Origin of the sequence: Dinoroseobacter sp. PD6 (assembly GCF_028807315.1) — a bacterium.
GTDB classification, from domain to species: Bacteria; Pseudomonadota; Alphaproteobacteria; order Rhodobacterales; family Rhodobacteraceae; genus Dinoroseobacter; species Dinoroseobacter shibae.
In genome coordinates this window covers 1-21,025 of sequence record NZ_JARAMN010000008.1, presented here as the reverse complement: position 1 = coordinate 21,025, position 21,025 = coordinate 1, and the positions used below count along the sequence as shown (strand labels likewise).

The following is a 21,025-nucleotide window of genomic DNA, read 5'->3' as shown; positions in this document are numbered from 1 at the left end:
GAGACGATGCTCAGGATCAGCGATACGATAACCTTGGAGGACTGGGAGATGTCCGAAAGCTTCATGCGGGCTTCGGGCCCGGGCGGGCAGAACGTGAACAAGGTGTCCTCCGCGGTCGAGTTGCGCTTCGAAGCCGCGCGGAGCCCCAACCTGCCCGACCCGGTGAAAGGACGATTGCGACGGCTGGCCGGGCGGCGCTGGACCAAGGACGGGGCTGTGGTGCTGCAGGTGGACGAGACCCGCAGCCAGGTGCGTAACCGCGAGATTGCCCGGGACCGGCTGGCGGAGTTGATCCGGGAGGCCCTGAAGCGACCTGTGCGGCGGATCCCGACCAAGCCCACGCTCGGCTCGAAACGGCGACGGCTGGCGGCCAAGACCCAGCGCGGGCAGGTCAAGGCCCTGCGCGGCAAGGTACAGGACGGCGAATGAGCGATCTGCTGAAGCGGCGCGCGCGCCTGATGGGGCCGAATGTGCCGACCTTCTACGACCCGCCCTTGCATATCGTGCGGGGTGAAGGCGTCTGGCTCTGGGACGCAGGGGGGCGTCGGTACCTCGATTGTTACAACAACGTGCCCCATGTGGGGCATTGTCATCCCCGAGTGGTCGACGCGATCGCCCGGCAGGCCCGGGTGCTCAACACCCATACGCGGTACCTGCACGAGGGGGTGCTCGACTATATCGAACGGCTGACCGGGACCATGGACAACGGGCTCGATCAGGCGCTGCTGGTCTGCACTGGGTCCGAAGCGGTGGATGTGGCGCTGCGGATGGCGCGCGCGGCCACGGGCAAAACCGGGTTGATTGCCACCGACAACACCTATCACGGCAACACCACTGCCGTGGCGCAGCTGAGCACCAGGCGCCCGCCCATCGGGGGCTATCCGGACCATGTGCGACTGGTGCCCGCGCCGGAGCCGGGAACCGATGGCGCGGCCTTCGGGGCCCATGTCGCGCGGGCTGCCGCCGAGTTGGAGACCGCCGGGCATGGGGTTGCCGCCCTGATCGTTTGCCCGATCTTTGCAAACGAGGGGCTACCCTGTCTGCCGCGCGGGTTTCTCGACCCGGCGGTAGCGGCACTGCGGACCCGTGGCGGGCTGCTGATTTCCGACGAGGTGCAGCCGGGCTTCGGGCGGCTGGGCGATGTGTTCTGGGGGTATCGGGCGCTGGGCATCGCGCCCGATATCGTGACATTGGGCAAATCCATGGGCAATGGCTACCCGGTTGCGGGGGTGGTGGCGCGGGCAGAGATCATGGGCGCGTTCCGGGAGGCATTCGGCTATTTCAATACCTTCGGCGGCTCGCCCGTCGCGGCCGCGGCGGCCATGGCGGTTCTGGATGTGCTGGAAGACGAAGGGCTGGTCGAGAACGCGAAACGGGTCGGGCGATACACGCTTGAAAGGCTCCAGGCGCTGCGCCACCCGGCGATTGACGGTGTCCGGGGACACGGTCTGGCCTTCGCCTTGGATCTTGTCGATACAGACGGGGCTCCCAACACGGCCCTCGCGGCGGCCGTGACCGAAGAAGCCAAGCGGCGCAGCGTTTTGATCAACCGGATCGGGCGCGACATGCATATCCTGAAAATCCGCCCGCCCCTGCCCTTTGCGCCAGAGCATGGCGACCGGCTGGGCGACGTGTTGCAAGCGGCGTTCGACGCATGCCCGCGCTGATCGCAACAGAGGCCCAAGCGGCCTGGGGGTGCGTCGGGACGCCGGAATTGCTCAGCCACCGGGAGAACGCGGTGTTCGCCGTGCGCTTGCCCGATGGGGCACGGGCAGCACTGCGGGTGCATCGACCCGGCTACAAGACAGCGGCGGAGATCGCCGAAGAGCTGGCTTTTTGCGCCGGGTTGGCGGGGGCAGGCATCGCCTGTCCGCGCGGGGTACCGACCTTGGCGGGGGACTGGCTTTGGCACGGGCAGGACGGGCAGGTGGTCAGCGTTGTCAGTTGGGTTGCGGGGGCGCCCTTGGGGGCAGGCGACCAGGATCTCCCGCCGGAGGCACCGCGGCTTTATGCGGAACTTGGCGCAACCCTCGCGCAGATGCACCAGGCCGCCGCCGGTCTCGGCGGGGTCGGCTCGGCACGACCGGCCTGGGATCTCGACGGTTTGACCGGGCCGGATCCGATCTGGGGGCGATATTGGGAAAGCCCGTGCTTGTCTTCGGCAGAGGCCGCCCTGATGATCCGGGCGCGGAACCATGCGCGCGGGATCTTGGGCGACGCCGGGGGAGAGCTGATCCGCGGCATGGTGCACGCCGACCCTCTGCGCGAGAACGTGTTCGTCACCAAAACAGGGCTGGCGCTGATCGATTTTGACGACTGCGGACCGGGGTTCCGAGCCTACGACATCGCCGTGGCCCTGACACAAAGCCTCGATGATCCGGCCTTGCCTGTGCTCCGGCAGTCGATCGTGGGCGGGTATGCAGAGGTATCCGCCCTGTCCGAGGCGGAACTCGCCTGTTTGCCGGTCTTTTCCATGTTGCGCAGCTGTTGTGCCCTGGCATGGGTCGGACCCCGCTTTGCCGCAAGCCACCCGAAACTGCATCTCTACAAGGCACGGGCATTGCGGGCAGCCGAGGCGGTTCTGGCCAAGCGCGATATACTCGCGGGCTAGACGATCACCTCTTGCGGAACTTGCGCACCGAGGCCGAAGACACGCTTGTAACGCGCAACCTCGTCGGCCGGACCCATGGCCTTGTTGGGATTGTCGCTAAGCTTGACGGTCGGGCGGCCATTGGCGCTGACCGCCTTGCAGACCAGCGAGAAGGGCGCGAGCCCATCCCCCTCCACCAACCCGCGAAAATCGTTGGTCAGCAATGTGCCCCACCCGAAGGACACCCGGACCCGCCCAGAAAACTGGACCTGCAGCTCGGCGATCTTGTCCACATCGAGCCCGTCGGAGAAGATAATCAGCTTTTCACGCGGATCCTCACCCCGGGACCGCCACCAGGCAATGGCGCGCTCGGCGCCGGTCGCGGGATCGCCACTGTCGATGCGGATACCCGTCCAGCCCGTGAGCCAGTCCGGCGCCTCGGCAAGAAAGCCTTCGGTGCCATAGGTGTCGGGCAGGATGATGCGCAGGTTGCCCTCGTGCTCCTCGTGCCAGTCGGCAAGTACCTGGTAGGGGGCCTCGCGCAGTTCCGCGTCGCTGTCGGCGAGAGCTGAGTAGACCATGGGCAGCTCATGTGCGTTCGTGCCGATTGCTTCGACCTCCCGGCGCATGGCGATCAGGCAGTTGGAGGTGCCCACGAATTTCTGTCCGAGACCCTCGATCATGGCCTGCACGCAGCGGTCCTGCCACATGAAGGAATGTCGCCGTCTTGTGCCGAAATCCGCCAAGCGCAAGTTTGGAATTTCGCGCAGACGTTCGACCTTCTCCCACAGGCGGGTCATGGCGCGGGCATAAAGCACCTGCAACTCGAACTTGCCCATGTCGCGGAGAACCGCGCGGGAGCGCAGCTCCATCAAAATGGCGAGGGCGGGAATTTCCCAGAGCATGACCTCGTGCCACTGCCCTTCGAAGGTCAGCTCATACTGCCCGTCGCGCTTGGTCAGGGTGTAGGGCGGCAGGCGCATGCCCTCGAACCACTCCATGAAATCGGAGCGGAACATCTGGCGCTTGCCATAGAACATGTTGCCGCGCAGCCAGGTGGATTCGCCGCGGCTGAGCGAAAGGGAACGAATATGGTCGAGCTGTTCGCGCAGCTCGCCTTCGTCGATCAGCTCGGCCAGTCGAATGTCGGTGGAGCGATTGATGAGGCTGAAGGTAACGCGGGTGTCCGGGCGGTTGCGGAACACCGACTGGCACATCAGCAACTTGTAGAAATCGGTATCGATCAGGGACCGGACAATCGGATCGATTTTCCAGTTATGATTGTAGACCCGCTCAGCGATATCGACCAAAAGCCCGTCTCCCTCACAGCCCAGTCGCTGAGACTTCCGCTCTCGTGATAACGGATCGGCACCGCAGACGCAAAGCGGCTAGACCGCGGCGGAGTGTCGGGGGGGCGGTTGGGCAGCGTTGTCCGAGGCAATTGCAGAATTTCGCGTGGCCCTTGCAATAGTCGTCAAGAGGTCGTTGCGCCGGATCGGCTTGGTCAGGAATCCATCCATACCGGCCGCGAGGCACCGCTCCCGGTCGCTGGCGAAGGCGTTGGCGGTCAAGGCAATGATCGGAACCGGTGCGTTCGTGCATCGGCTGGCCTCCAGCGCACGGATGCGGCGCGTGGCCTCGAGCCCGTCGCACCGGGGCATGGACATATCCATCAGGATCAGGTCCGGCACCTCGGCGACGAAGGCTTCGACTGCTTCGACCCCGTCCTTGGCGAACCGCATCCCGTCCTTGAGCGGCGAGAGGAGTTTACCGAGCAACAGCCGATTGGTGCGATTGTCATCGGCGATCAGGAGCCGCAGGCTTGCGGGCAGGTCGGCTTCGTCATCGGCGCAGATGCGCGGTGAGACCTCAACCGGTTGCATGACGTCCAGCCCGGTGACGAACTCCATGGTGAAGCAGGAGCCTTTCCCCGGCACCGAGGTCACGGTGATGTCGCCGCCCATCTGCTGCGTCAGTTGCCGCGAGATGGCCAAGCCAAGGCCCGTGCCCCCGAAGTCGCGCGTCGTGGCACTGTCGGCCTGGGCGAAAGCGTCGAAGATCTGGTCGAGCCGATCGGCAGGAATGCCGATACCGGTGTCCTGCACGGCGAGGGTGACACGCGGCGGCGCGGCGCCCGTATCCACGGCGGCGCGCAGGCTCACTGCGCCTGCCCGGGTAAACTTGATGGCATTGCCCATCAGGTTGAGAAACACCTGCCGCACGCGGCCCGGATCGCCAAGTATACGGCCCTCGGGCAGACCGCTGACGTCAACGCTCAGCGACAGCCCCTTCTCATTCGCCAGCGGGCGGACCAGATCCAGCGCGGCCTGGAGTTCAGCGCGGAGGTCGAAGGGTACCTGATCGATCTCCATCTTGCCGGCTTCAAGCTTGGACAGGTCGAGGATGTCGTTGATGATGGTCAAGAGCCCCTCGCCAGAGGCGAGGATCGTTTGCAGATTGCCGCGATGCTCGGGATCGAGCGGACCCGACAACATGACATCGGACATGCCGATGATACCATTCAGGGGCGTCCGAATCTCGTGGCTGATCATGGCGAGGAATTGGGCCTTGGCGCGTGCGCCCTCTTCGGCAGCGGTCTTGGCGGCCGCAAGCTCCTGTTCGCGCTGCTTGGCCTGGGTGATGTCGCGCTCGATCGCCACCTCGCCGACCACGTTCCCGTCACTGTCCATCATAGGGGTGATGTTCGTCTCGACCCAGATGTCCTTGCCAAATTTCGTGCGGTTGATCAGCTCCAACCGAACGGGCTCATGGGTCCGGCGCGCGTTGAGGATCGCCTCTATCGCCTCGGTGTCGGTGTTCGGCCCATTGAGAAGCTCCGCCGGGGTGCGGCCGAGCGCTTCCTCCACCGTGTATCCGGTCACCCGCGTGAAGCTGGCATTGACGTACTCGATATGCCCGGCGCGGTCGGTCACGATCACGCTGTCATTGGCATTCGCCGCGACCATGGCGAGGTGCCGGGCCTCCCGTTCGCGGGCGCGAAGGGTCTGATAGGAGCGGTCAAGACGTTCCTGACCCTCCAACATTTCCCGCTCCATCTTGATGCGCTTTGTGTAGCTGCGCAGCACGAAGGACACGAAAGAGTACGCCATGTAGAGCAAAAGAACCGTGGCGAGGGAGTCGAAGACGAGTTGCGCCCGCCCCCCGCGACCCTGGAGACCGTCCAAGGCAAAAAGAACGGCGATCACAAGGATGTAAATGACGAGCCGCGCCTCGGTCGCCCGCCGGTTGTAAGGGAAGACCAGGCTGGCGTTTATGATTGCACCACAGAGGTAGGCGACCGCGAAAAAGCGCGCCTCGGGACCGGCGGTCGCATGCCATCCGATCCAGACGCAGGCCGCGATAGAAAGCGCCTGGACAGCTGCAGTACCGGTTGACACTATCCGCGCGCCGCGGCCGAAATTCCGCCGTTTGATCAGCACCCACAGGCTCAGACAATCAACCGCCTCGCCCAGCAACGCCAACGCGAGCGCCAAAAGGCCCATCTGCGGGCTGACAAGAACCCACAGGATCAGCGCACCAAGCAAGGTCAGAACCTGCCGGGCAGCAAAATGGCCGACCCGGCCCCGCGCATAGGCCGCGAACCGGCCCTCATCACTGGTCCGGTTCTCGAATTTCTGGCGCGCATTCTGCGCTTGGGGCGCGGGTTGGGGCATGGCCTCCGCCGACTGGTCAACGGAGTCTGTGTTGCAGAGAAACGTTAATTTTCTCTGCACATGGCTTGGTCAGACGTCCGAGAGACGGACGCCGGCCTCCTGCATCGCGGTGCGGGCGGATGCCAGCGAGCCGTCCAGGTCGATGGCGCGGCACAGGTCAGTGCGAACCGTAACGGCAAAGCCCAGTTTGGCCGCATCCACCGCCGAGTAATGCACACAGAAATCCGTGGCGAGCCCCACCAGCGTCAGGTCCGTGATGCCGCGGCTGCGCAGATACCCGTCAAGCCCCGTTGGAGTTTCATGATCGTTCTCGAAGAACGCAGAATAGCTGTCGATGGCCGGGCGAAACCCCTTACGCACGATCATGTCGGCAAGGGTCGTATCCAGATCGGGGTGAAATGCCGCCCCGTCACTGCCTTGTACGCAATGGTCCGGCCACAGGACCTGCGGGCCATAGGGCATATCGATCATCGACAGGGGAGCGGCTCCGGGATGACTGCTGGCAAAAGAACTGTGACCCGCCGGGTGCCAATCCTGGGTGAGCACCACCGCTTCGGCCTCAGCCATCAGGGCGTTGATGGCGGGCACGATGGTATTGCCTTCGGCCACCGCAAGCGCGCCGCCGGGACAGAAATCGTTTTGCACATCGATGACGATCAGGGCGTGGGTCATCAAAAACCTCCGGGTCTGCACCGGACCTGCGTAGAAAGGCCGCTGGCGCGGGTCAAGCGGCATGGCTTGGCAAGGCAGGGACGGACCCGGTATAGCCGCGCCCATGTTCACGGTCGCTGCCCTCTACAAGTTCACCCGGTTCGATGATCCGGACGCCCTGCGGCCCGGGTTGCGGGCGGTGTGCGAGGCAGGCGGTGTGCGCGGCTCGCTGCTCCTGGCGCGGGAGGGGATCAACGGGACCATCGCCGGGCCGCGCGCGGGGATCGATGCGGCCCTTGCCGCAATCCGCGCGCTGCCCGGCTGCGCGGAACTGGTGTGGAAGGAAAGCAAGGCCAAAACGATGCCCTTCGGCAAGCTGAAGGTCCGTCTGAAACGCGAGATCGTGACCATGGGCCAGCCCCATGTGGACCCCATGGCAGCGGTCGGGCGCTATGTGCCGCCGCAGGACTGGAACGCGTTGATCTCTGCCGAGGACGTGGTGGTAATCGACACACGCAACGATTACGAGGTCGAGATCGGCACATTCAGGGGCGCGATCGACCCGCAAACCACGAGCTTTCGCGACTTCCCCGCCTGGTGGGAGGCCAACCGTCACCGGTTCGGCAACAAGCGTGTGGCGATGTTCTGCACCGGCGGCATCCGCTGCGAGAAATCGACGAACTACCTTCTGAATGAAGGCGTGCCGGAGGTTTATCACCTGCAGGGCGGGATCTTGAAGTACCTCGAAGAGGTGCCCGAGGACGAGAGCCTCTGGGAAGGCGAGTGTTTCGTCTTTGACAAGCGGGTGAGCGTGGGGCATGGGCTGAAGCCCGGGCCGCTCGGGCTGTGCCATGCCTGCCGCCGCCCGCTCGCCGAAGCGGACAAGACGCGCCCGGAATACGAAACCGGCGTGTCCTGCCATCGCTGCCTCGGCGAATACAGCGAGGCAGATCGTACCCGTTTCCGCGAGCGGCAGAAGCAGATCAAGCTGGCGCGGGCGCGCGGCGAGGAACACCTGAGCTGATCCGGGCTTTCGGTGCCGGGGGCGCTGCGCTAGGAGACGTTTATGCCCATCGCCCTGTCGTCCCTGCCCGAACTGACCGACCTGCCCCATGACGAGATCATCGACGTCCGGTCCCCGGCGGAGTTTGCCGAGGACCATGTGCCGGGTGCGGTCAACCTGCCGGTTCTGTCGAACGCGGAGCGGGCCGAGGTCGGCACGGTCTATGTACAGGACAGCCCCTTCAAGGCGCGCAAGATGGGCGCGGCCCTCGTTGCGCGGAACGCGGCCCGGCATCTGGAGACCCATCTGGCCGACAAGCCGGGCGCGTACCGGCCGCTGGTCTATTGCTGGCGCGGAGGGCAGCGGTCCGGGTCCTTCGCGGCGATCCTGCAGCAGATCGGCTGGCGCGCCGAGACCTTGCAGGGCGGCTATCGGAGCTACCGGCGACTGGTGAACGCGGCGCTCTATGATGCCGAGTTTCCCTGCCCGATTGTTCTGCTGGACGGGGATACCGGATCGGGCAAGACCGATATCCTGAACCTACTGCCCGGTCTGGGCTGGCAGGTGCTGGACCTCGAAGGGATGGCGCATCATCGCGGCTCTCTCCTGGGCGCATATGCCGAAGATCAGCCTGCACAAAAGGGGTTTGAGAGTGCGCTGGCGATGGCCCTTGCGGCGCTCAATCCGGCCCGGCCCGTGGTGGTGGAGGCCGAGAGCTCCAAGATCGGGCGGATCAATCTGCCCCCCGCCCTGTGGTCCGCAATGCGGCAGGCACCCCGGCTGGTGCTGTCGGTGCCGCGCGCGGAACGGGCCCGCTACCTGACGCGGAGCTACGGCGACCTGCTGGATCAGCCGGAGGAAATGGCCGCGCGGCTGAACCCCTTGCGCAAACTGCACGGCCACGCCCAGGTCGACGCCTGGCAGGAGATGGCCGCGGCGGGCGCATTCGAGGCGCTGGCCGAGGGCCTGATGGCGGTGCATTACGATCCGCTCTACCGGCGGGGGCGAAAGGGGGCCGAGGGGCGGGACCTGGCCTTGGGCAACGGGGCGCTAGCGCAAGAGCGGATGGCAGAGACCGCCGCGCTGGTGTCGCAGGCGCTGGCGGCGGTTGTCGCCGCGCGTTGACAGGGGTCAGACGAGGCGTAGGCCTGGATCGGCGGTAACGCGCCCGATCTCCACGGTGCCAGGGACCGGATCACCCGGCGGCAGGGCAGCCAACAGTCCGCCAGCGGTTTGCGGATCGAAGAGCAATTCATGGCGGGGCGTCGTCTCCGGCCAGTCGGGCACAAGCGCGCGATTGGCCGGATAAAGAGAGGAGCGATGCCCGGCCGCCGCCAACGCCTCGGCCCCGTCATGGATCGGGATCGCATCCAGACGAATCTCGGCCCCGGTGCCCGAGGCCGCACAGAGCCGCGCGAGATGCCCCGCCAACCCGAACCCGGTCACGTCCGTCATGGCATGCGCCTTGGCAGCAAGGTGGCGCGCGGTCTTGGATTGATCCGCAGCCAGCAAGTCCCACAGGGCCGCAACCTGCTGCCCGGGGGCCGCGGCCTGCATTTCCGCCGCCAGAAGCACGCCGGTGCCAATGGGACGGGTCAGGACAAGACGATCTCCGGGACGCGCCCCATCGAGACCGATGGCGCGGGCGGGCGCGAGCCCGGTCACGGTAAAGCCGATGCTCAACTCCGCCCCGATGCTGGTATGCCCGCCCACAAGCTCGGCCTCTACGGCGCGCGCGCCTTCGCTGGCGGCGGCGGTGATCTCGGCCAGCATGCCCGCATGCACGGCCGGGGCGGCCTTGGGCAGGATGATCTGGGACAACACGGCTTGCGGATCCGCACCCATGGCCCAGACATCGCCCAACGCATGCTGCAACGCGATGCGGGTCATCAAATACGGGTCTTCGACAAAGGCGCGCAGGTGATCGGTAGTGATCACTTGCTGGCCCGCCCCGTGGCGCAGGATTGCCGCATCGTCCCCGGGGCGGGACAGCACGTCGTCGCGGGCTGGGGAAGGGAGCCCTGCCAATACGTCGCTCAGCAACCCCGCGCCCACCTTTGCCCCGCAGCCGCCGCAAAGGGGTTTGCCCGATAGCGCCGCTTGGACACCTTCGGCCCGGAGGCGTGGCAGATCCGGCGCGGACATCGCGGGCAGGTCGTGGAACTTCGCCATGAACTTGCGGTCGATGCGGTCTTTCAGGCGCCACAACAGAGCGCCGGAGCTGCGCATCCCGGCCTTGTCGGCCACGGCCGCCTTGCGGCCCGTGGACACAAGCTTGAGGTAATCCGACTGCGGCTTGTAGCGCTTGCGGGCACGTCCCGTCAGGTCCGCGCGCAGGTTATGATAAAGGATCGGCGCCTGGCGCACGGCATAGACGCCCGCTTTGGGCCGGGGCGCAAAGCCCATATGAGCGCAATCGCCCACCGCATAGATCCGATCATCGGAAAGGCTGCGCAACTGGTCATCCACGGCGACGAACCCATCGACACGGGCGAGGCCGGTCTGCGCCAGCCAGTCTTGCGGGCGCGCGCCGGTGGCTCCGATGGTGATGTCGGCGCGCAGGGCCTCGCCCCCCTCGAGCCGCACGTGATCCGCGCCGATCTCGGCGGCACGGGCATTCAGGCGCAGGGTGATGCCTTGCGCGGCCATCTCGCCCAGAAGGGTATCGCGGGTCTTGGCGTTCATGCCCGCGAGGGCCGTATCGCTCGCCTCGATCAAGGTGACTTTCGCCGTAGCGCCCAACCGATGCGCACAGGCCATGGCCAGTTCGACCCCGGCGACGCCGCCGCCCAGGATCAGCACATGGGGTTCCGGGGGCGGGTTGGTGCAGAACGCTTCCCAGCGATCCGCGAATGCACCGAGCGGCTTGGCCGCCAGAGCATGGTCCATGAAACCAGGCAGATCCGGCAGGCGGGAAGTCACGCCGATGTCGAGCGACGCCCGGTCATAGCGGATCGGCGGGCGACCCGGCACGTGGATTTCCCGGGCAGCGAGGTCCAGCCCCTCGGCTCGGCCCAACACGAGCCGCGCCCCGGCAAAGCGCGCCAGCCGGACCAAGTCGATCTCCAGCGCGGCGCGGTCATAATGTCCGGCGATATGGCCCGGCAACATCCCGGAATAAGGCGCGGTCGGGTTCGGGTCGATCAGGGTCAGCCGCGCCCCGGGCAGCGGGCTCATCGCCCATTTCCGCAAGACCAGCGCATGGGTGTGACCACCGCCGACCAGAACGACGTCCTGGGTCAAGGGATAGGGGGTGTGCATCGCGCGCCGCTCCACTACATAGTCGCGCCAAAGGCCTTAGCAGTCCCGTCCTGCGGGCGCGAGGGGCTACAGCGCCGCAAGAAAGAGGCTCCCGAATATGTCATGGATCCGCTGGTTGGTTCTGGCCCTGTCGCTTGTTGCAGTCACGTTCTCGGTGTGGCGGCTGGAAGGGATGCGCGCAGGGATCGAGATCACCCGCGACGCGGTCGGCCCGACGCCGGTCACGGTCTATCGCTTGCCCGATGCGGGCCCCGCCCCGGCGGTGGTGATCGCACATGGCTTTGCCGGGTCGATGCAGCTGATGGAGGCTTTTGCCCTGACACTGGCGCAGGCGGGCTATGTTGCGGTGAGCTTCGATTTCGAAGGTCACGGGCGCAATCCGGTCCCTATGTCGGGCGATGTCACCCGGATCGACGGAACAACGCAGCTGCTGATGTCGGAAACCGGGCGGGTCACCGATTACGCCCTGGCGTTGCCCGGGGTTGACGGGCGCGTGGCGCTCTTGGGGCACTCGATGGCGTCCGATGTGATCGTCCGGCAAACCATCGCGGACCCACGGGTCTCGGCAACGGTGGCGATTTCGATGTTCAGCCAGGCAGTGAATGCCGAGCAACCGTCAAACCTGATCGCGATCAACGGCGCGTGGGAGGCGATGCTGCGCGAAGAGGCGCGCCGTGTCATCCGGCTCATCGACCCGGACGCGGAGGAAGGGCAGACCGTGCAGGCAGGCGACGTGGTGCGCCGGGCGGTGGCCTCCCCGAATGTGGAACATGTGGGTGTGCTCTATTCCGCCACCAGCCTGCAGGAAGCGCGGGATTGGCTCGACCGGAGCTATGGGCGCAATGCCGATACGGGTTTGGCAACGACGGGCGGGTGGATCGTGCTGTTGCTGGCGGGGCTGGTGGGGCTGGTCTGGCCGGTGGCGGGGCTGCTGCCGCGGGGCCCGGTCCCTGCCCTGCTGCCACGCCGGGATTTCGCGGTCGCCCTCGGCGTGGCCAGCTTGGTAACGCCCCTGATCCTTTGGCCGGTGGAGATCGAGGTGCTGCCGGTTCTGGTGGCAGATTACCTGGCGCTGCATCTGCTGGTCTTCGGTGCGATTGCCTGCGGCTACCTGCTGTGGCGCGGGCACCGACCGGGCGGCTGGCAAGTGGTGCCGGGACTGGCCCTGGCCCTTTATGGAACCTTCGTCTTCGGCGGGGCGCTGGACCGCTATGTCGCCTCTTTCATGCCCCATGCCGGCCGGATCCCGATCATCGCCGCGATCGCGGTCGGGGCCGTCGCGTTCATGCTGGCCGATACCTGGCTCAGCGGCGCAGGGCGGGCGCCCCTGTGGCGCAAGGGCATGGTGAAGCTGGGCTTCTTCGCGTCGCTGGGTCTGGCGGTGGCGCTGGATTTCGAGGGCTTGTTCTTCCTGCTGATCATCCTGCCGGTGATCCTGCTCTATTTCGCGGTGTTCGGCACCATGGCGGGATGGGCCGGGCGTCGCAGCGGCGCCGTGGGCAGCATCGGCGTGGGATTGGGACTGGTTCTCGCCTGGTCCCTTGGGGTCACTTTCCCGATGTTCGCGTTGTAATCCGCCAACCTCAGGGGGCGCACCAGGATCCCTGCCAATCGTCATTGCGCGAGAACCGGGCTCTCCGGTGCAGATCGGCCCCTAGATGCAGCGTTTCGATTTCCGAGATCACGCACCGTAGAAGGGCAAGAGCCGCCGGGTCGGGCCGAGCACCAAACTCCGAGGGATGCGCAAGCAACACCCCCGGCGCGGGCACTCCGCCATAGACCCGGCGGGCGGGCTCGGACAATGACTGCCAAAGAGGCAGAACCTCCGACCCGCTAAGGATATTTGCTATCGTTTTAATCCGTATCTGTAAATCAGCTTTCGGCACCCAGACACAAAAAGTTGCAAATGCACTGATTTCTAAGTCGTTGACTTTCTTGCTTCTCTTATCGGTATAGACTTCGAGGATTCCCGCACTACGTGCAGCGGCCCTCAGCACGACAACCCGGGCGTTCGGTAAACCGTCGGCGCCCACCGTGGCCATGACGGGTGTGCGCAACGGGCTGCGTCGATCCACCGGCGCACGACTCAGCAACCGCCAGACATGATCGAGCGTCGTGTCCAACCCCGCATACCAGTCAGTCATAGCCCGTCATCTCCAAGTAGCCGCGCCCCGTGTGGGACCCTTCGAAGAAAATCGGACCCTCCCAGTAGGGAAAGAGTGTCTCCATCCAGCTTTGGGCATTGAGCGGGCGGGTGGTGATGTCGAGACCGCGGGACGGCACCTGCACCCGCCATTCGGTCGGCACCTCGCGGCCTGCGACCGGCGTCCGGGCGCGCTCGGTCACCTGGAAAGCCCCATTGGGTAAAGGCGTCGGATTGCCTTCCGGGGAAATCCAGGTGGCCGCGGTGAAATCCGGGCCCGCCTCGTCGCGCAGGCGGAACCCCATGACCTTCTCGCCAGTGTCGAGGTGAAGGGAGAACCAGTCCCAGCCCGTCTGCGTGCCTTCAAGCGGTTGGCTCGACCACTCGCGATCGAGCCAGGCGGTACCGGTGACCGCCACCACGCCCTCGGGCAAGGTCAGGGTCCCGGTCACGGTGTAGAACGGTTGCGAGTAGTAGTAGCTCGCCTGGCCGCTTTCGGATTTGACGGAAAAGCCCCCCTGCCCCTGCGGGACCAGTGGGCCTTGGGCGGTCAGGTCGAGTGCATAGGCGAAATCGAGGCCCGAAGCCGTGAGCCGTGCGGCGGAAATCGCGTCGGTACCTGGCGCGGCGGTGCTGCGCATCTCCCAGTCGTCGATCCAGGCGAGAAAAGGATCGGCCGTCACCCCGGCCTGCCCGTTGCCATCCCGCGCGAAACGCTCGGACACATAATGGCGCTCAGGTGTGGTCAGGCCTGCATGACCCATCCAGATTTGCGGACTGTCCCAGCCGTCTGTCTGGCGCGGTTCCAACGCGGATCGGAACAGGGTCCATTGCAGGCCATAATCCTGGCCGTCGGGGCCGGTCAGGTTCGCGGTCAGGTACCACCATTCGATCCGGTAGTCGGGGTGCGCCCCATGGTCGGTGGGGAAATCGAACTCCGGGTCCGGTGCGGGCTGCGCAAACCCGTCGGTGGTGGTGCTGCCGAGCCCGGCAAAACCCTGGGCCAGCGCGACGGTCGGGAACAGAAAGAGGGTAGCGAAAAGCAGTCTAGCGTTCATTGGCAAACACCTTCAGCAGGTCGGAGGGGGCGGTGCGCGCCAGCCGGAGCACCGGCCAGGCCGAGGCCAGCAGGGCAGCCAGCAGCGCAAGAATACCAAGCCGCAGCCAATCGCCCGGGAAGAGGTGCATGGGCAGACGCCAGCCGAATGCCTCGACATTCACCACCGCCAGCAGCGCCCAGGCGAGCACCAGCCCCACGGGCAGGGCCAGCACCGCCGTCAATGCGGCCAGCAGCGCCGCACGGGCCAATTCGAGCCGCGCAAGCCGGGCCCGCGTCAGGCCGAGCGCCCAAACCGGTGCCAGTTGCGGCAAGCGCATCCGCGCGAGCGTCATCAGGCTGGCCAACATCGCCACCGCCGCCACGCCGAGTGTCAGCACATTGAGCGCGGCTGTGACCGTGAACGTGCGCTCGAACACGGCCAAGGAGAACGCCTTGACCGTTGCCTGGTCGATCATCGTACTGGCGGGCAGGCCGAATTCCGATTGCAGATCTTCCATCACTGTCTCGGTCCGGTCCGGGTCAAGCCGCACCGCATAGCGCAACTGCGCCGCCTCGGGGAAGCGCGTCTCGAAAGCCGAAAGGCCGATCATCACTTGCCCGCGCGGGTTACCGTAGTCGGAGTAGATGCCTGCGACCTCCGCCTCCCAGTTTCCGGGGAGCGGAATGGTATCGCCCGGGCGCAACCCCTCGCGACGCGCAAGTTGTTCATTGACCAGGACGCCGGATCCCTCCGCCACGCGGTCCCAGACATCGGGCAGGGCCGACAGCAGAGGCCAGTAGTCTCTATAGGTCGGATGGTCGGCGACGCCGAATATCTCCCCCGGCCCACCGGGCAGCGGGGCCTCGACGCTCCAGATCGGCAATAGCGCATCAACTTTTGGGGCGAGGAAGGCGCGCATCTCGGCGGCCTCTGCCTCGGAGCGCGCGGTGACGTAAAGCTCGGAGGCGAGCCGCTGATCCAGCCAGCCGGTGAAGGTCAGCCGGAAGCTGCCCACCATGGTGCCCACACCGATATTGGCCGAGAGTGCGAGCAAGAGCGCCATCAGGGCAAGCGACAGGCCGGGCAACTGCTGCCGCGTATCGGCCCAGAACCATTCGCCGAGCACCGAAGACGCTGTGCGGGCGCCCAAAGCCAAAGCCCCAGAGAGCAGCACGGGGAGGGCAAGCGCCGCCCCCAGAAGAAGGAGCGCCAGCATCACGAACGCCACCACGAGGCCGCTGCCCCAGAGCAGCAATCCAAGCCCGACCACGATCATCCCGGCGGCCAGCAGCCCTTGCCGGCGCATGGCGCGATCCGAGGCGCGTGCCCAGGCCCGAGGCTGGGCCGGCGCCAGGACCGGCAAGTGCCAGAGCCGCCAGAGACTTTGGGCCGCCGCCGCCGCGGCCCCCAGCACCGAGATCGCCAGCCCGAGAAACCACCAGCTTGGCGCGAGGCTGAGCGCACCGTCGACACTGGCGCCATAAAGCCCCTGCAAAGTGGCGGCTACGTCCGGCAGAAGCGTTGCCGCGATCAGGTAGCCCAGCGCGACACCGACCGCTCCGGCGAGCAAAGACAGCAGCAACACCTCGGCGGCCAGCAACCCGACGAGGCTGCGGGCCGGCACGCCCAGCGCGCGCAAAGTCCGGAAGGTGGGGCGACGCTGCTCGAACGCCAGCCCGATGGCTGCGTGCACGATAAAAAGACCCACGGCGAAGGACAGGAACCCGAAGGCGGTCAGGTTCAGGTGGAAACTGTCGGTCAGTCGCGCCACATCGCCGCGATCCTCCGGCGCGGCCTCGGTCAGTTCGGGCGCGATCTCGGCCAGGGGAACCCGGGTCAGGGGCTGGTCCGGCCACAACAGCAGGCGCGTGACCTGGTCCGGGCGGTCGAGCACACGCTGAGCCTGGCCCATGTCCATCAGGAGCGTCCCGGCGGGCAAGCCCAGCGCCTGACGGACAGGCTGCCCCTCGAACGCCACCCCGAGGCGCGCGGCCAGTTCAGGCGGGGCATAAGCTTGTCCCGCGATAAATGCCGCAAGGTCGCCCGGCGCGCTCAGATCGACCATTTGTGCCGCGGGGGGCGCGGTGATCGGGTCGATGCCGAGAATTGTGATTATCCCGATATCCCGCGTAATGCGTCCTTCCAGCACCGGTGACACGCCCCACCCGGCCCGGCGCAGGGCGATATAGGTAGCCTCCGGGATCGGGCCGGAGGGGTCGACAAGCTGGTTCAGCTCATCCTGACCAAGCGCAGCGGCAGCCGTTGCATAGCTCGACCGTGCCTCGGCATTGATCGCCTGAACGCCGGACCAGAGCGCTGTCGCCAGTGCCAGCCCGAGCAGCAATGTCAGCAGCTGACCCGGGTGCCGCCGCCAATGGGCCAGCATCGCGGAAAGGGCGGTCCGGTGCATCAGGCGACCTTCCCGAGCCGCAGATGGATGCGGCGAGCCATACGCTCCGCCACTCGGTCGGAATGGGTCACCATCAGCAAAGCCGTATCGCTCTCGCGCACGAGGTCGAGCATCAGGGTCAGCACCGCATCCGCCGTGGTCTCGTCCAGATTGCCCGTTGGCTCATCCGCCAGCAGAAGCCGCGGTCGGGCGGCAAGCGCACGCCCGATCGCAACGCGCTGCTGCTGGCCACCCGACAGCTGCTCGGGGTAGCGGCGCAAGAACGGGGTAAGGCCCAAGCGCTCGGCCAGATCGGCCCAATGGGCGGGCTCATCGTGACCCGCTAGCCGGGCCTGAAACGACAGGTTGGCCGCCACATCCAAAGCGGGGATCAGGTTGAACTGCTGAAACACCACACCGACCGTGCCGCGACGCAGGGCAGCGCGTGCCTCGTCCCCCATGGCTCCGACATTGGCCCCTGCAACCTCGATCGTCCCCGCATCCGGCGTATCAAGCCCCCCGACCAGATGCAGCAGTGTGCTCTTGCCCGATCCGCTCTCTCCGGTCAGTGCAAGTGTCTCGCCAGCGTTCAGGCCGAGATCGACGCCACGCAGCACCGGCAGCGGTCCATCGCCCGTTTCGTAGGTTTTCGTGACACCGCGCAGTTGCAGAACCATGGATCGGTCTCCTTCCCGGGCCTAACTAGGGCCCTGTACGGGCTTGTCGCGCAGCCCGGCAGGACTTGGCATGCGGCGAAGCGCGCCGCGCGTTGGAAGCCGACGGGCGCGGCCGATCGCAGACCCCCATATATTGTTGCAAGTGCGTGACATCCCCCACCAGTGCTTGTATAAAATCAGACAAAACAACAGGAAGGCTCTCATGGCAGAGACCGCACAGGTAGCCGAAGAATATGGCGCCGATTCCATCAAGGTTCTCAAAGGGTTGGAGGCTGTTCGCAAACGGCCCGGAATGTATATCGGGGATACCGACGACGGCTCGGGTCTGCATCACATGGTGTACGAGGTCGTCGATAACGGGATCGACGAAGCATTGGCTGGCCACGCGGACGCGGTGAACGTGAAAATTCACGCGGATTCCAGTGTCTCGGTCAGTGACAATGGCCGGGGGATCCCCGTGGGCGTGCATGAAGAGGAAGGCGTTTCAGCCGCCGAAGTCATCATGACTCAGCTTCACGCGGGCGGGAAATTCGATAGTAACTCCTACAAGGTGTCCGGGGGTCTTCATGGCGTCGGTGTGTCGGTCGTGAATGCGTTGTCCGACTGGCTGGAGTTGCGGATCTGGCGCGACGGCAAGGAACATGTGGCACGATTTGAGCATGGCGATACGGTCAAGCACTTGGAAGTCGTTGGAGATGCGGGTGACCGGACCGGCACGGAAGTCCGGTTCATGGCTTCGACGGGGACGTTTTCGAACCTCGACTACTCTTTCAAGACGCTAGAGAACCGGCTGCGCGAGTTGGCTTTCCTGAATTCTGGGGTGCGCATCATCCTGGAGGATGAGCGCCCTGCCGAACCTCTGCGTTCGGAACTGTTTTACGAAGGCGGCGTGCGGGAGTTCGTGCGGTACCTCGATCGATCCAAGACGTCGGCCATGGAAGAGCCGATCTTCATCACCGGCGAGCGCGACGACATCGGGATCGAGGTCGCGATGTGGTGGAACGACAGCTACCACGAGACGGTGCTGCCCTTCACCAACAACATTCCGCAGCGGGACGGCGGCACGCACTTGGCCGGGTTTCGCGGCGCCCTGACCCGTACGATCAACGCCTATGCGCAGTCCAGCGGGATCGCCAAGCGCGAGAAGGTGAATTTCACCGGCGACGATGCCCGCGAAGGCTTGACTTGCGTCTTGTCGGTGAAGGTGCCGGACCCGAAATTCTCCAGCCAGACAAAGGATAAGCTGGTCTCATCCGAGGTGCGACCCGCAGTCGAAGGCCTGGTGAACGAGAAGCTGGGCGAGTGGTTCGAAGAGAACCCCGCGCAGGCGAAGGTCATCGTCGGCAAGATCATCGAAGCCGCCCTTGCGCGGGAGGCAGCCCGCAAGGCGCGGGAGTTGACCCGCCGCAAAACGGCGATGGATGTCGCCTCCCTGCCCGGCAAGCTGGCCGATTGCCAGGAGAAGGACCCAGCGCACTCCGAGCTCTTCCTCGTGGAGGGGGACAGTGCCGGTGGCTCGGCCAAGCAGGGCCGATCGCGGCATAACCAGGCCGTTTTGCCCTTGCGCGGGAAGATCCTGAACGTGGAGCGCGCCCGATTCGATCGGATGCTGTCGAGCCAGGAGATCGGCACCCTGATCACCGCGCTCGGTACCGGGATCGGGCGGGACGAATTCGATATTGGCAAGCTACGCTACCACAAGATCATCATCATGACGGACGCGGATGTGGACGGCGCGCATATCCGGACTCTGCTGCTGACGTTCTTCTTCCGGCAGATGCCCGAGATCATTGAGGGCGGCTATCTCTACATTGCGCAACCGCCGCTCTACAAGGTCGCGCGTGGCAAGTCCGAGGTTTACCTGAAAGACCAGGCCGCACTGGAGGATCACCTGATCGGGCAAGGGATCGAAGGTGCGGTGCTGCGCCTGCCCGGCGGTGAGGAAATCGCGGGCAAGGATCTCGCCCGGGTTGTCGACGCCGCGCGGCAGTTCAAGCGGATCCTGGATGCTTTTCCGACCCATTATCCGAGGCCAATTCTTGAACAGGCCGCACTGGCGGGGGCGTTCGATCCCGGTAAGGCCGATGCCGATCTCCAGAAGGTGGCGGACCAGGTCGCCGCGCGGCTGGACCTTGTGGCGGTCGAGTACGAGCGCGGCTGGCAAGGGAGAATTACACAGGACCATGGTATCCGCCTGAGCCGTGTGCTGCGCGGAGTTGAAGAGATCCGCACTCTGGATGGCGCGGTGCTGCGATCCGGCGAGGCGCGGAAACTGGCCTCGGTCTCGACCGAGAGTCGGGACGTGTATCAAGACCCCGCCAAACTAGTCCGAAAGGAACGCGAAGTATCCATCCATGGACCACTGGCCTTGCTGAGTACCATTCTCGAAGAAGGCGAAAAGGGGCAGTCACTGCAACGGTACAAGGGTCTGGGGGAGATGAACCCGGATCAACTCTGGGAAACGACCCTGGATCCCGAGGCGCGAACGCTGTTGCAAGTCCAGATCGAGGATCTGGCGGATGCGGATGACATCTTTACCAAGCTGATGGGCGATGTGGTTGAGCCACGTCGGGCCTTCATCCAGCAGAACGCGCTGAGCGTGGAGAACCTGGATTTCTAAAGGCATGTAAGGAAGCAGACATTTTTTGTGGCGCGCATATTTTTCCGTGTCACGGGTGCCCGCAAATGAGGAAAGTTTCATGTTTCTCCAAGGCTTACCGGAGACGCAGTAATGGCGAAGGGTTTGGGCGATATTCGATTCGCACTTCCGTTGGACCTTCACGTCGGTCCCCCTCTCAATCGTTGTCCAGCGTCGCAATGCCCATTGCCCATCAATGATCCGCTGGCGGGCCGGACCGCGTGGATGTCACGCGATCTGCCTTAGCTTGGCTTTGCCATCACAGTCAGGGAAGCGGACACAGCCGAGAAATGCTTCATATCGGCCGCACCGTTCGACAAGCCATCCAGCTTCGCAGCTGGGGCAGGCCCGCTGGCTCTCGTCGCAATCACCGCAAATCAGATCTCCGTTGGTTCGGGAACGGACCGGAAGGCCGACACCGCAGGCCGGGTAAGCCGGCATGCGGCTGCCGCACAGCTTCAAATGCTCGCATCTATACCACTCGCGACCGTCGCTGCCAGGCATGTGAAGCAACCGTCCACCGCACCCCGGGCAGGTGTGCGTATGCTTCTGGGCCTGGGCTGCAATGAATTGTGCGGCGTTTGCTCGCAACCGATCTTCGATGTATCCCAACAACTTCATGCCTCCGCCTGATTGTTAGGCTGTGACCTCCGATATAATGACTCAATGTTTGTTGTGTAGGTGGGTCAGAAGCAACTTGCACGCCTCACAAACCATGCCAGACGGATGTCCGCTTTGAAGGTGCAGCTATGGGCTGGAGGCAATCCATAGCAGCAGCGCAGCAAGTGCATGGTTCTGGCGGACTACGATGACACGCGTTCGGTTATTTTCGCAATGTCACCTCTTCGAATCGCGAGAAGTCTGGCGCACAGCGGGACCATCCTCGCATTGCTCACGCTTGCCACGGAGCAGTGATCTGAGAGCCGCTTCTTCCTCCAGTTTGAGGTAGAGTCCGCCCA

16 protein-coding genes are annotated in these 21,025 nt (G+C 65.2%); 7 read left to right on the top strand and 9 right to left on the bottom strand.

Features of this window, described 5'->3' with window-relative positions:
• Window positions 1-6 precede the first annotated feature (6 nt).
• The 3 genes from arfB to PVW48_RS13660 are packed head-to-tail and all read left to right on the top strand — an operon-like array spanning window position 7 to window position 2,611.
• Window positions 7-429: an alternative ribosome rescue aminoacyl-tRNA hydrolase ArfB gene (arfB, locus tag PVW48_RS13670; RefSeq protein WP_012180002.1), complete on the top strand. Its 423-nt coding sequence runs from the start codon at window positions 7-9 to the stop codon at window positions 427-429.
• On the top strand, window positions 426-1,667 hold the full coding sequence (locus tag PVW48_RS13665) for an aspartate aminotransferase family protein (protein WP_274581753.1): 1,242 nt from the start codon (window positions 426-428) through the stop codon (window positions 1,665-1,667). The genes arfB and PVW48_RS13665 overlap by 4 nt, the downstream gene beginning before the upstream one ends.
• A complete protein-coding gene (locus PVW48_RS13660; protein ID WP_274581752.1) occupies window positions 1,655-2,611 on the top strand; it encodes a phosphotransferase enzyme family protein in 957 nt (318 codons plus the stop codon). The genes PVW48_RS13665 and PVW48_RS13660 overlap by 13 nt, the downstream gene beginning before the upstream one ends.
• Here the strand turns inward: PVW48_RS13660 and pncB are convergent.
• The 3 genes from pncB to pncA form a co-directional block, all read right to left on the bottom strand.
• Window positions 2,608-3,900, bottom strand: coding sequence for a nicotinate phosphoribosyltransferase (gene pncB, locus PVW48_RS13655; protein ID WP_274581751.1), 1,293 nt, complete (start codon window positions 3,898-3,900; stop codon window positions 2,608-2,610). The genes PVW48_RS13660 and pncB overlap by 4 nt on opposite strands.
• A 78-nt stretch (window positions 3,901-3,978) precedes the next feature.
• Window positions 3,979-6,264, bottom strand: coding sequence for a PAS domain-containing hybrid sensor histidine kinase/response regulator (locus tag PVW48_RS13650; RefSeq protein ID WP_274581750.1), 2,286 nt, complete (start codon window positions 6,262-6,264; stop codon window positions 3,979-3,981).
• Between the two features lie 69 nt (window positions 6,265-6,333).
• Window positions 6,334-6,936 (bottom strand): bifunctional nicotinamidase/pyrazinamidase, encoded by a 603-nt coding sequence (gene pncA, locus PVW48_RS13645; RefSeq protein WP_274581749.1) that lies wholly within the window; start codon window positions 6,934-6,936, stop codon window positions 6,334-6,336.
• 103 nt (window positions 6,937-7,039) lie between these two features.
• Here pncA and trhO point away from each other — a divergent pair, with 103 nt between their 5' ends.
• Window positions 7,040-7,939 (top strand): oxygen-dependent tRNA uridine(34) hydroxylase TrhO, encoded by a 900-nt coding sequence (gene trhO, locus PVW48_RS13640; protein ID WP_274581748.1) that lies wholly within the window; start codon window positions 7,040-7,042, stop codon window positions 7,937-7,939.
• A gap of 42 nt (window positions 7,940-7,981) precedes the next feature.
• Complete coding sequence (mnmH, locus tag PVW48_RS13635; RefSeq protein ID WP_274581747.1) at window positions 7,982-9,043, top strand: tRNA 2-selenouridine(34) synthase MnmH; 1,062 nt, start codon at window positions 7,982-7,984, stop codon at window positions 9,041-9,043.
• 6 nt (window positions 9,044-9,049) lie between these two features.
• Here the strand turns inward: mnmH and selD are convergent, their stop codons facing one another.
• Window positions 9,050-11,179, bottom strand: a complete 2,130-nt coding sequence (gene selD / locus PVW48_RS13630; RefSeq protein WP_274581746.1) for a selenide, water dikinase SelD — start codon at window positions 11,177-11,179, stop codon at window positions 9,050-9,052.
• A gap of 97 nt (window positions 11,180-11,276) precedes the next feature.
• Here selD and PVW48_RS13625 point away from each other — a divergent pair, with 97 nt between their 5' ends.
• A complete protein-coding gene (locus PVW48_RS13625) occupies window positions 11,277-12,752 on the top strand; it encodes an alpha/beta hydrolase (protein ID WP_274581745.1) in 1,476 nt (491 codons plus the stop codon).
• 10 nt (window positions 12,753-12,762) lie between these two features.
• Here the strand turns inward: PVW48_RS13625 and PVW48_RS13620 are convergent, their stop codons facing one another.
• From PVW48_RS13620 to PVW48_RS13605, 4 genes are read right to left on the bottom strand one after another with little or no spacing between them, the layout of a single operon-like run.
• Complete coding sequence (locus tag PVW48_RS13620) at window positions 12,763-13,323, bottom strand: pyridoxamine 5'-phosphate oxidase family protein (protein ID WP_274581744.1); 561 nt, start codon at window positions 13,321-13,323, stop codon at window positions 12,763-12,765.
• The gene (locus PVW48_RS13615; RefSeq protein WP_274581743.1) at window positions 13,316-14,380 is read right to left on the bottom strand and encodes a lipocalin-like domain-containing protein; all 1,065 of its coding nucleotides are present in this window, start codon (window positions 14,378-14,380) and stop codon (window positions 13,316-13,318) included. The genes PVW48_RS13620 and PVW48_RS13615 overlap by 8 nt, the downstream gene beginning before the upstream one ends.
• A complete protein-coding gene (locus PVW48_RS13610; RefSeq protein ID WP_012180013.1) occupies window positions 14,370-16,772 on the bottom strand; it encodes an FtsX-like permease family protein in 2,403 nt (800 codons plus the stop codon). The genes PVW48_RS13615 and PVW48_RS13610 overlap by 11 nt, the downstream gene beginning before the upstream one ends.
• Window positions 16,772-17,428, bottom strand: coding sequence for an ABC transporter ATP-binding protein (locus PVW48_RS13605; RefSeq protein WP_274581742.1), 657 nt, complete (start codon window positions 17,426-17,428; stop codon window positions 16,772-16,774). Before PVW48_RS13605 ends, PVW48_RS13610 begins: the two co-directional genes overlap by 1 nt.
• Before the next feature lie 202 nt (window positions 17,429-17,630).
• Between PVW48_RS13605 and gyrB the strand changes: the two genes are divergently transcribed.
• Window positions 17,631-20,048: a DNA topoisomerase (ATP-hydrolyzing) subunit B gene (gene gyrB, locus PVW48_RS13600; protein ID WP_274581741.1), complete on the top strand. Its 2,418-nt coding sequence runs from the start codon at window positions 17,631-17,633 to the stop codon at window positions 20,046-20,048.
• 246 nt (window positions 20,049-20,294) lie between these two features.
• Here the strand turns inward: gyrB and PVW48_RS13595 are convergent, their stop codons facing one another.
• A complete protein-coding gene (locus PVW48_RS13595; RefSeq protein WP_245533090.1) occupies window positions 20,295-20,507 on the bottom strand; it encodes a topoisomerase DNA-binding C4 zinc finger domain-containing protein in 213 nt (70 codons plus the stop codon).
• Window positions 20,508-21,025 lie beyond the last annotated feature (518 nt).

Bases quoted from the DNA above. Each gene is read 5' to 3' on its own strand.
- arfB (WP_012180002.1), top strand. From the start codon at position 7: ATGCTCAGGATCAGCGATACGATAACCTTGGAGGACTGGGAGATGTCC.
- PVW48_RS13665 (WP_274581753.1), top strand. From the start codon at position 426: ATGAGCGATCTGCTGAAGCGGCGCGCGCGCCTGATGGGGCCGAATGTG.
- PVW48_RS13660 (WP_274581752.1), top strand. From the start codon at position 1,655: ATGCCCGCGCTGATCGCAACAGAGGCCCAAGCGGCCTGGGGGTGCGTC.
- PVW48_RS13650 (WP_274581750.1), bottom strand. From the start codon at position 6,264: ATGCCCCAACCCGCGCCCCAAGCGCAGAATGCGCGCCAGAAATTCGAG.
- pncA (WP_274581749.1), bottom strand. From the start codon at position 6,936: ATGACCCACGCCCTGATCGTCATCGATGTGCAAAACGATTTCTGTCCC.
- trhO (WP_274581748.1), top strand. From the start codon at position 7,040: ATGTTCACGGTCGCTGCCCTCTACAAGTTCACCCGGTTCGATGATCCG.
- mnmH (WP_274581747.1), top strand. From the start codon at position 7,982: ATGCCCATCGCCCTGTCGTCCCTGCCCGAACTGACCGACCTGCCCCAT.
- selD (WP_274581746.1), bottom strand. From the start codon at position 11,179: ATGCACACCCCCTATCCCTTGACCCAGGACGTCGTTCTGGTCGGCGGT.
- PVW48_RS13625 (WP_274581745.1), top strand. From the start codon at position 11,277: ATGTCATGGATCCGCTGGTTGGTTCTGGCCCTGTCGCTTGTTGCAGTC.
- PVW48_RS13620 (WP_274581744.1), bottom strand. From the start codon at position 13,323: ATGACTGACTGGTATGCGGGGTTGGACACGACGCTCGATCATGTCTGG.
- PVW48_RS13615 (WP_274581743.1), bottom strand. From the start codon at position 14,380: ATGAACGCTAGACTGCTTTTCGCTACCCTCTTTCTGTTCCCGACCGTC.
- PVW48_RS13610 (WP_012180013.1), bottom strand. From the start codon at position 16,772: ATGCACCGGACCGCCCTTTCCGCGATGCTGGCCCATTGGCGGCGGCAC.
- PVW48_RS13605 (WP_274581742.1), bottom strand. From the start codon at position 17,428: ATGGTTCTGCAACTGCGCGGTGTCACGAAAACCTACGAAACGGGCGAT.
- gyrB (WP_274581741.1), top strand. From the start codon at position 17,631: ATGGCAGAGACCGCACAGGTAGCCGAAGAATATGGCGCCGATTCCATC.
- PVW48_RS13595 (WP_245533090.1), bottom strand. From the start codon at position 20,507: ATGCCGGCTTACCCGGCCTGCGGTGTCGGCCTTCCGGTCCGTTCCCGA.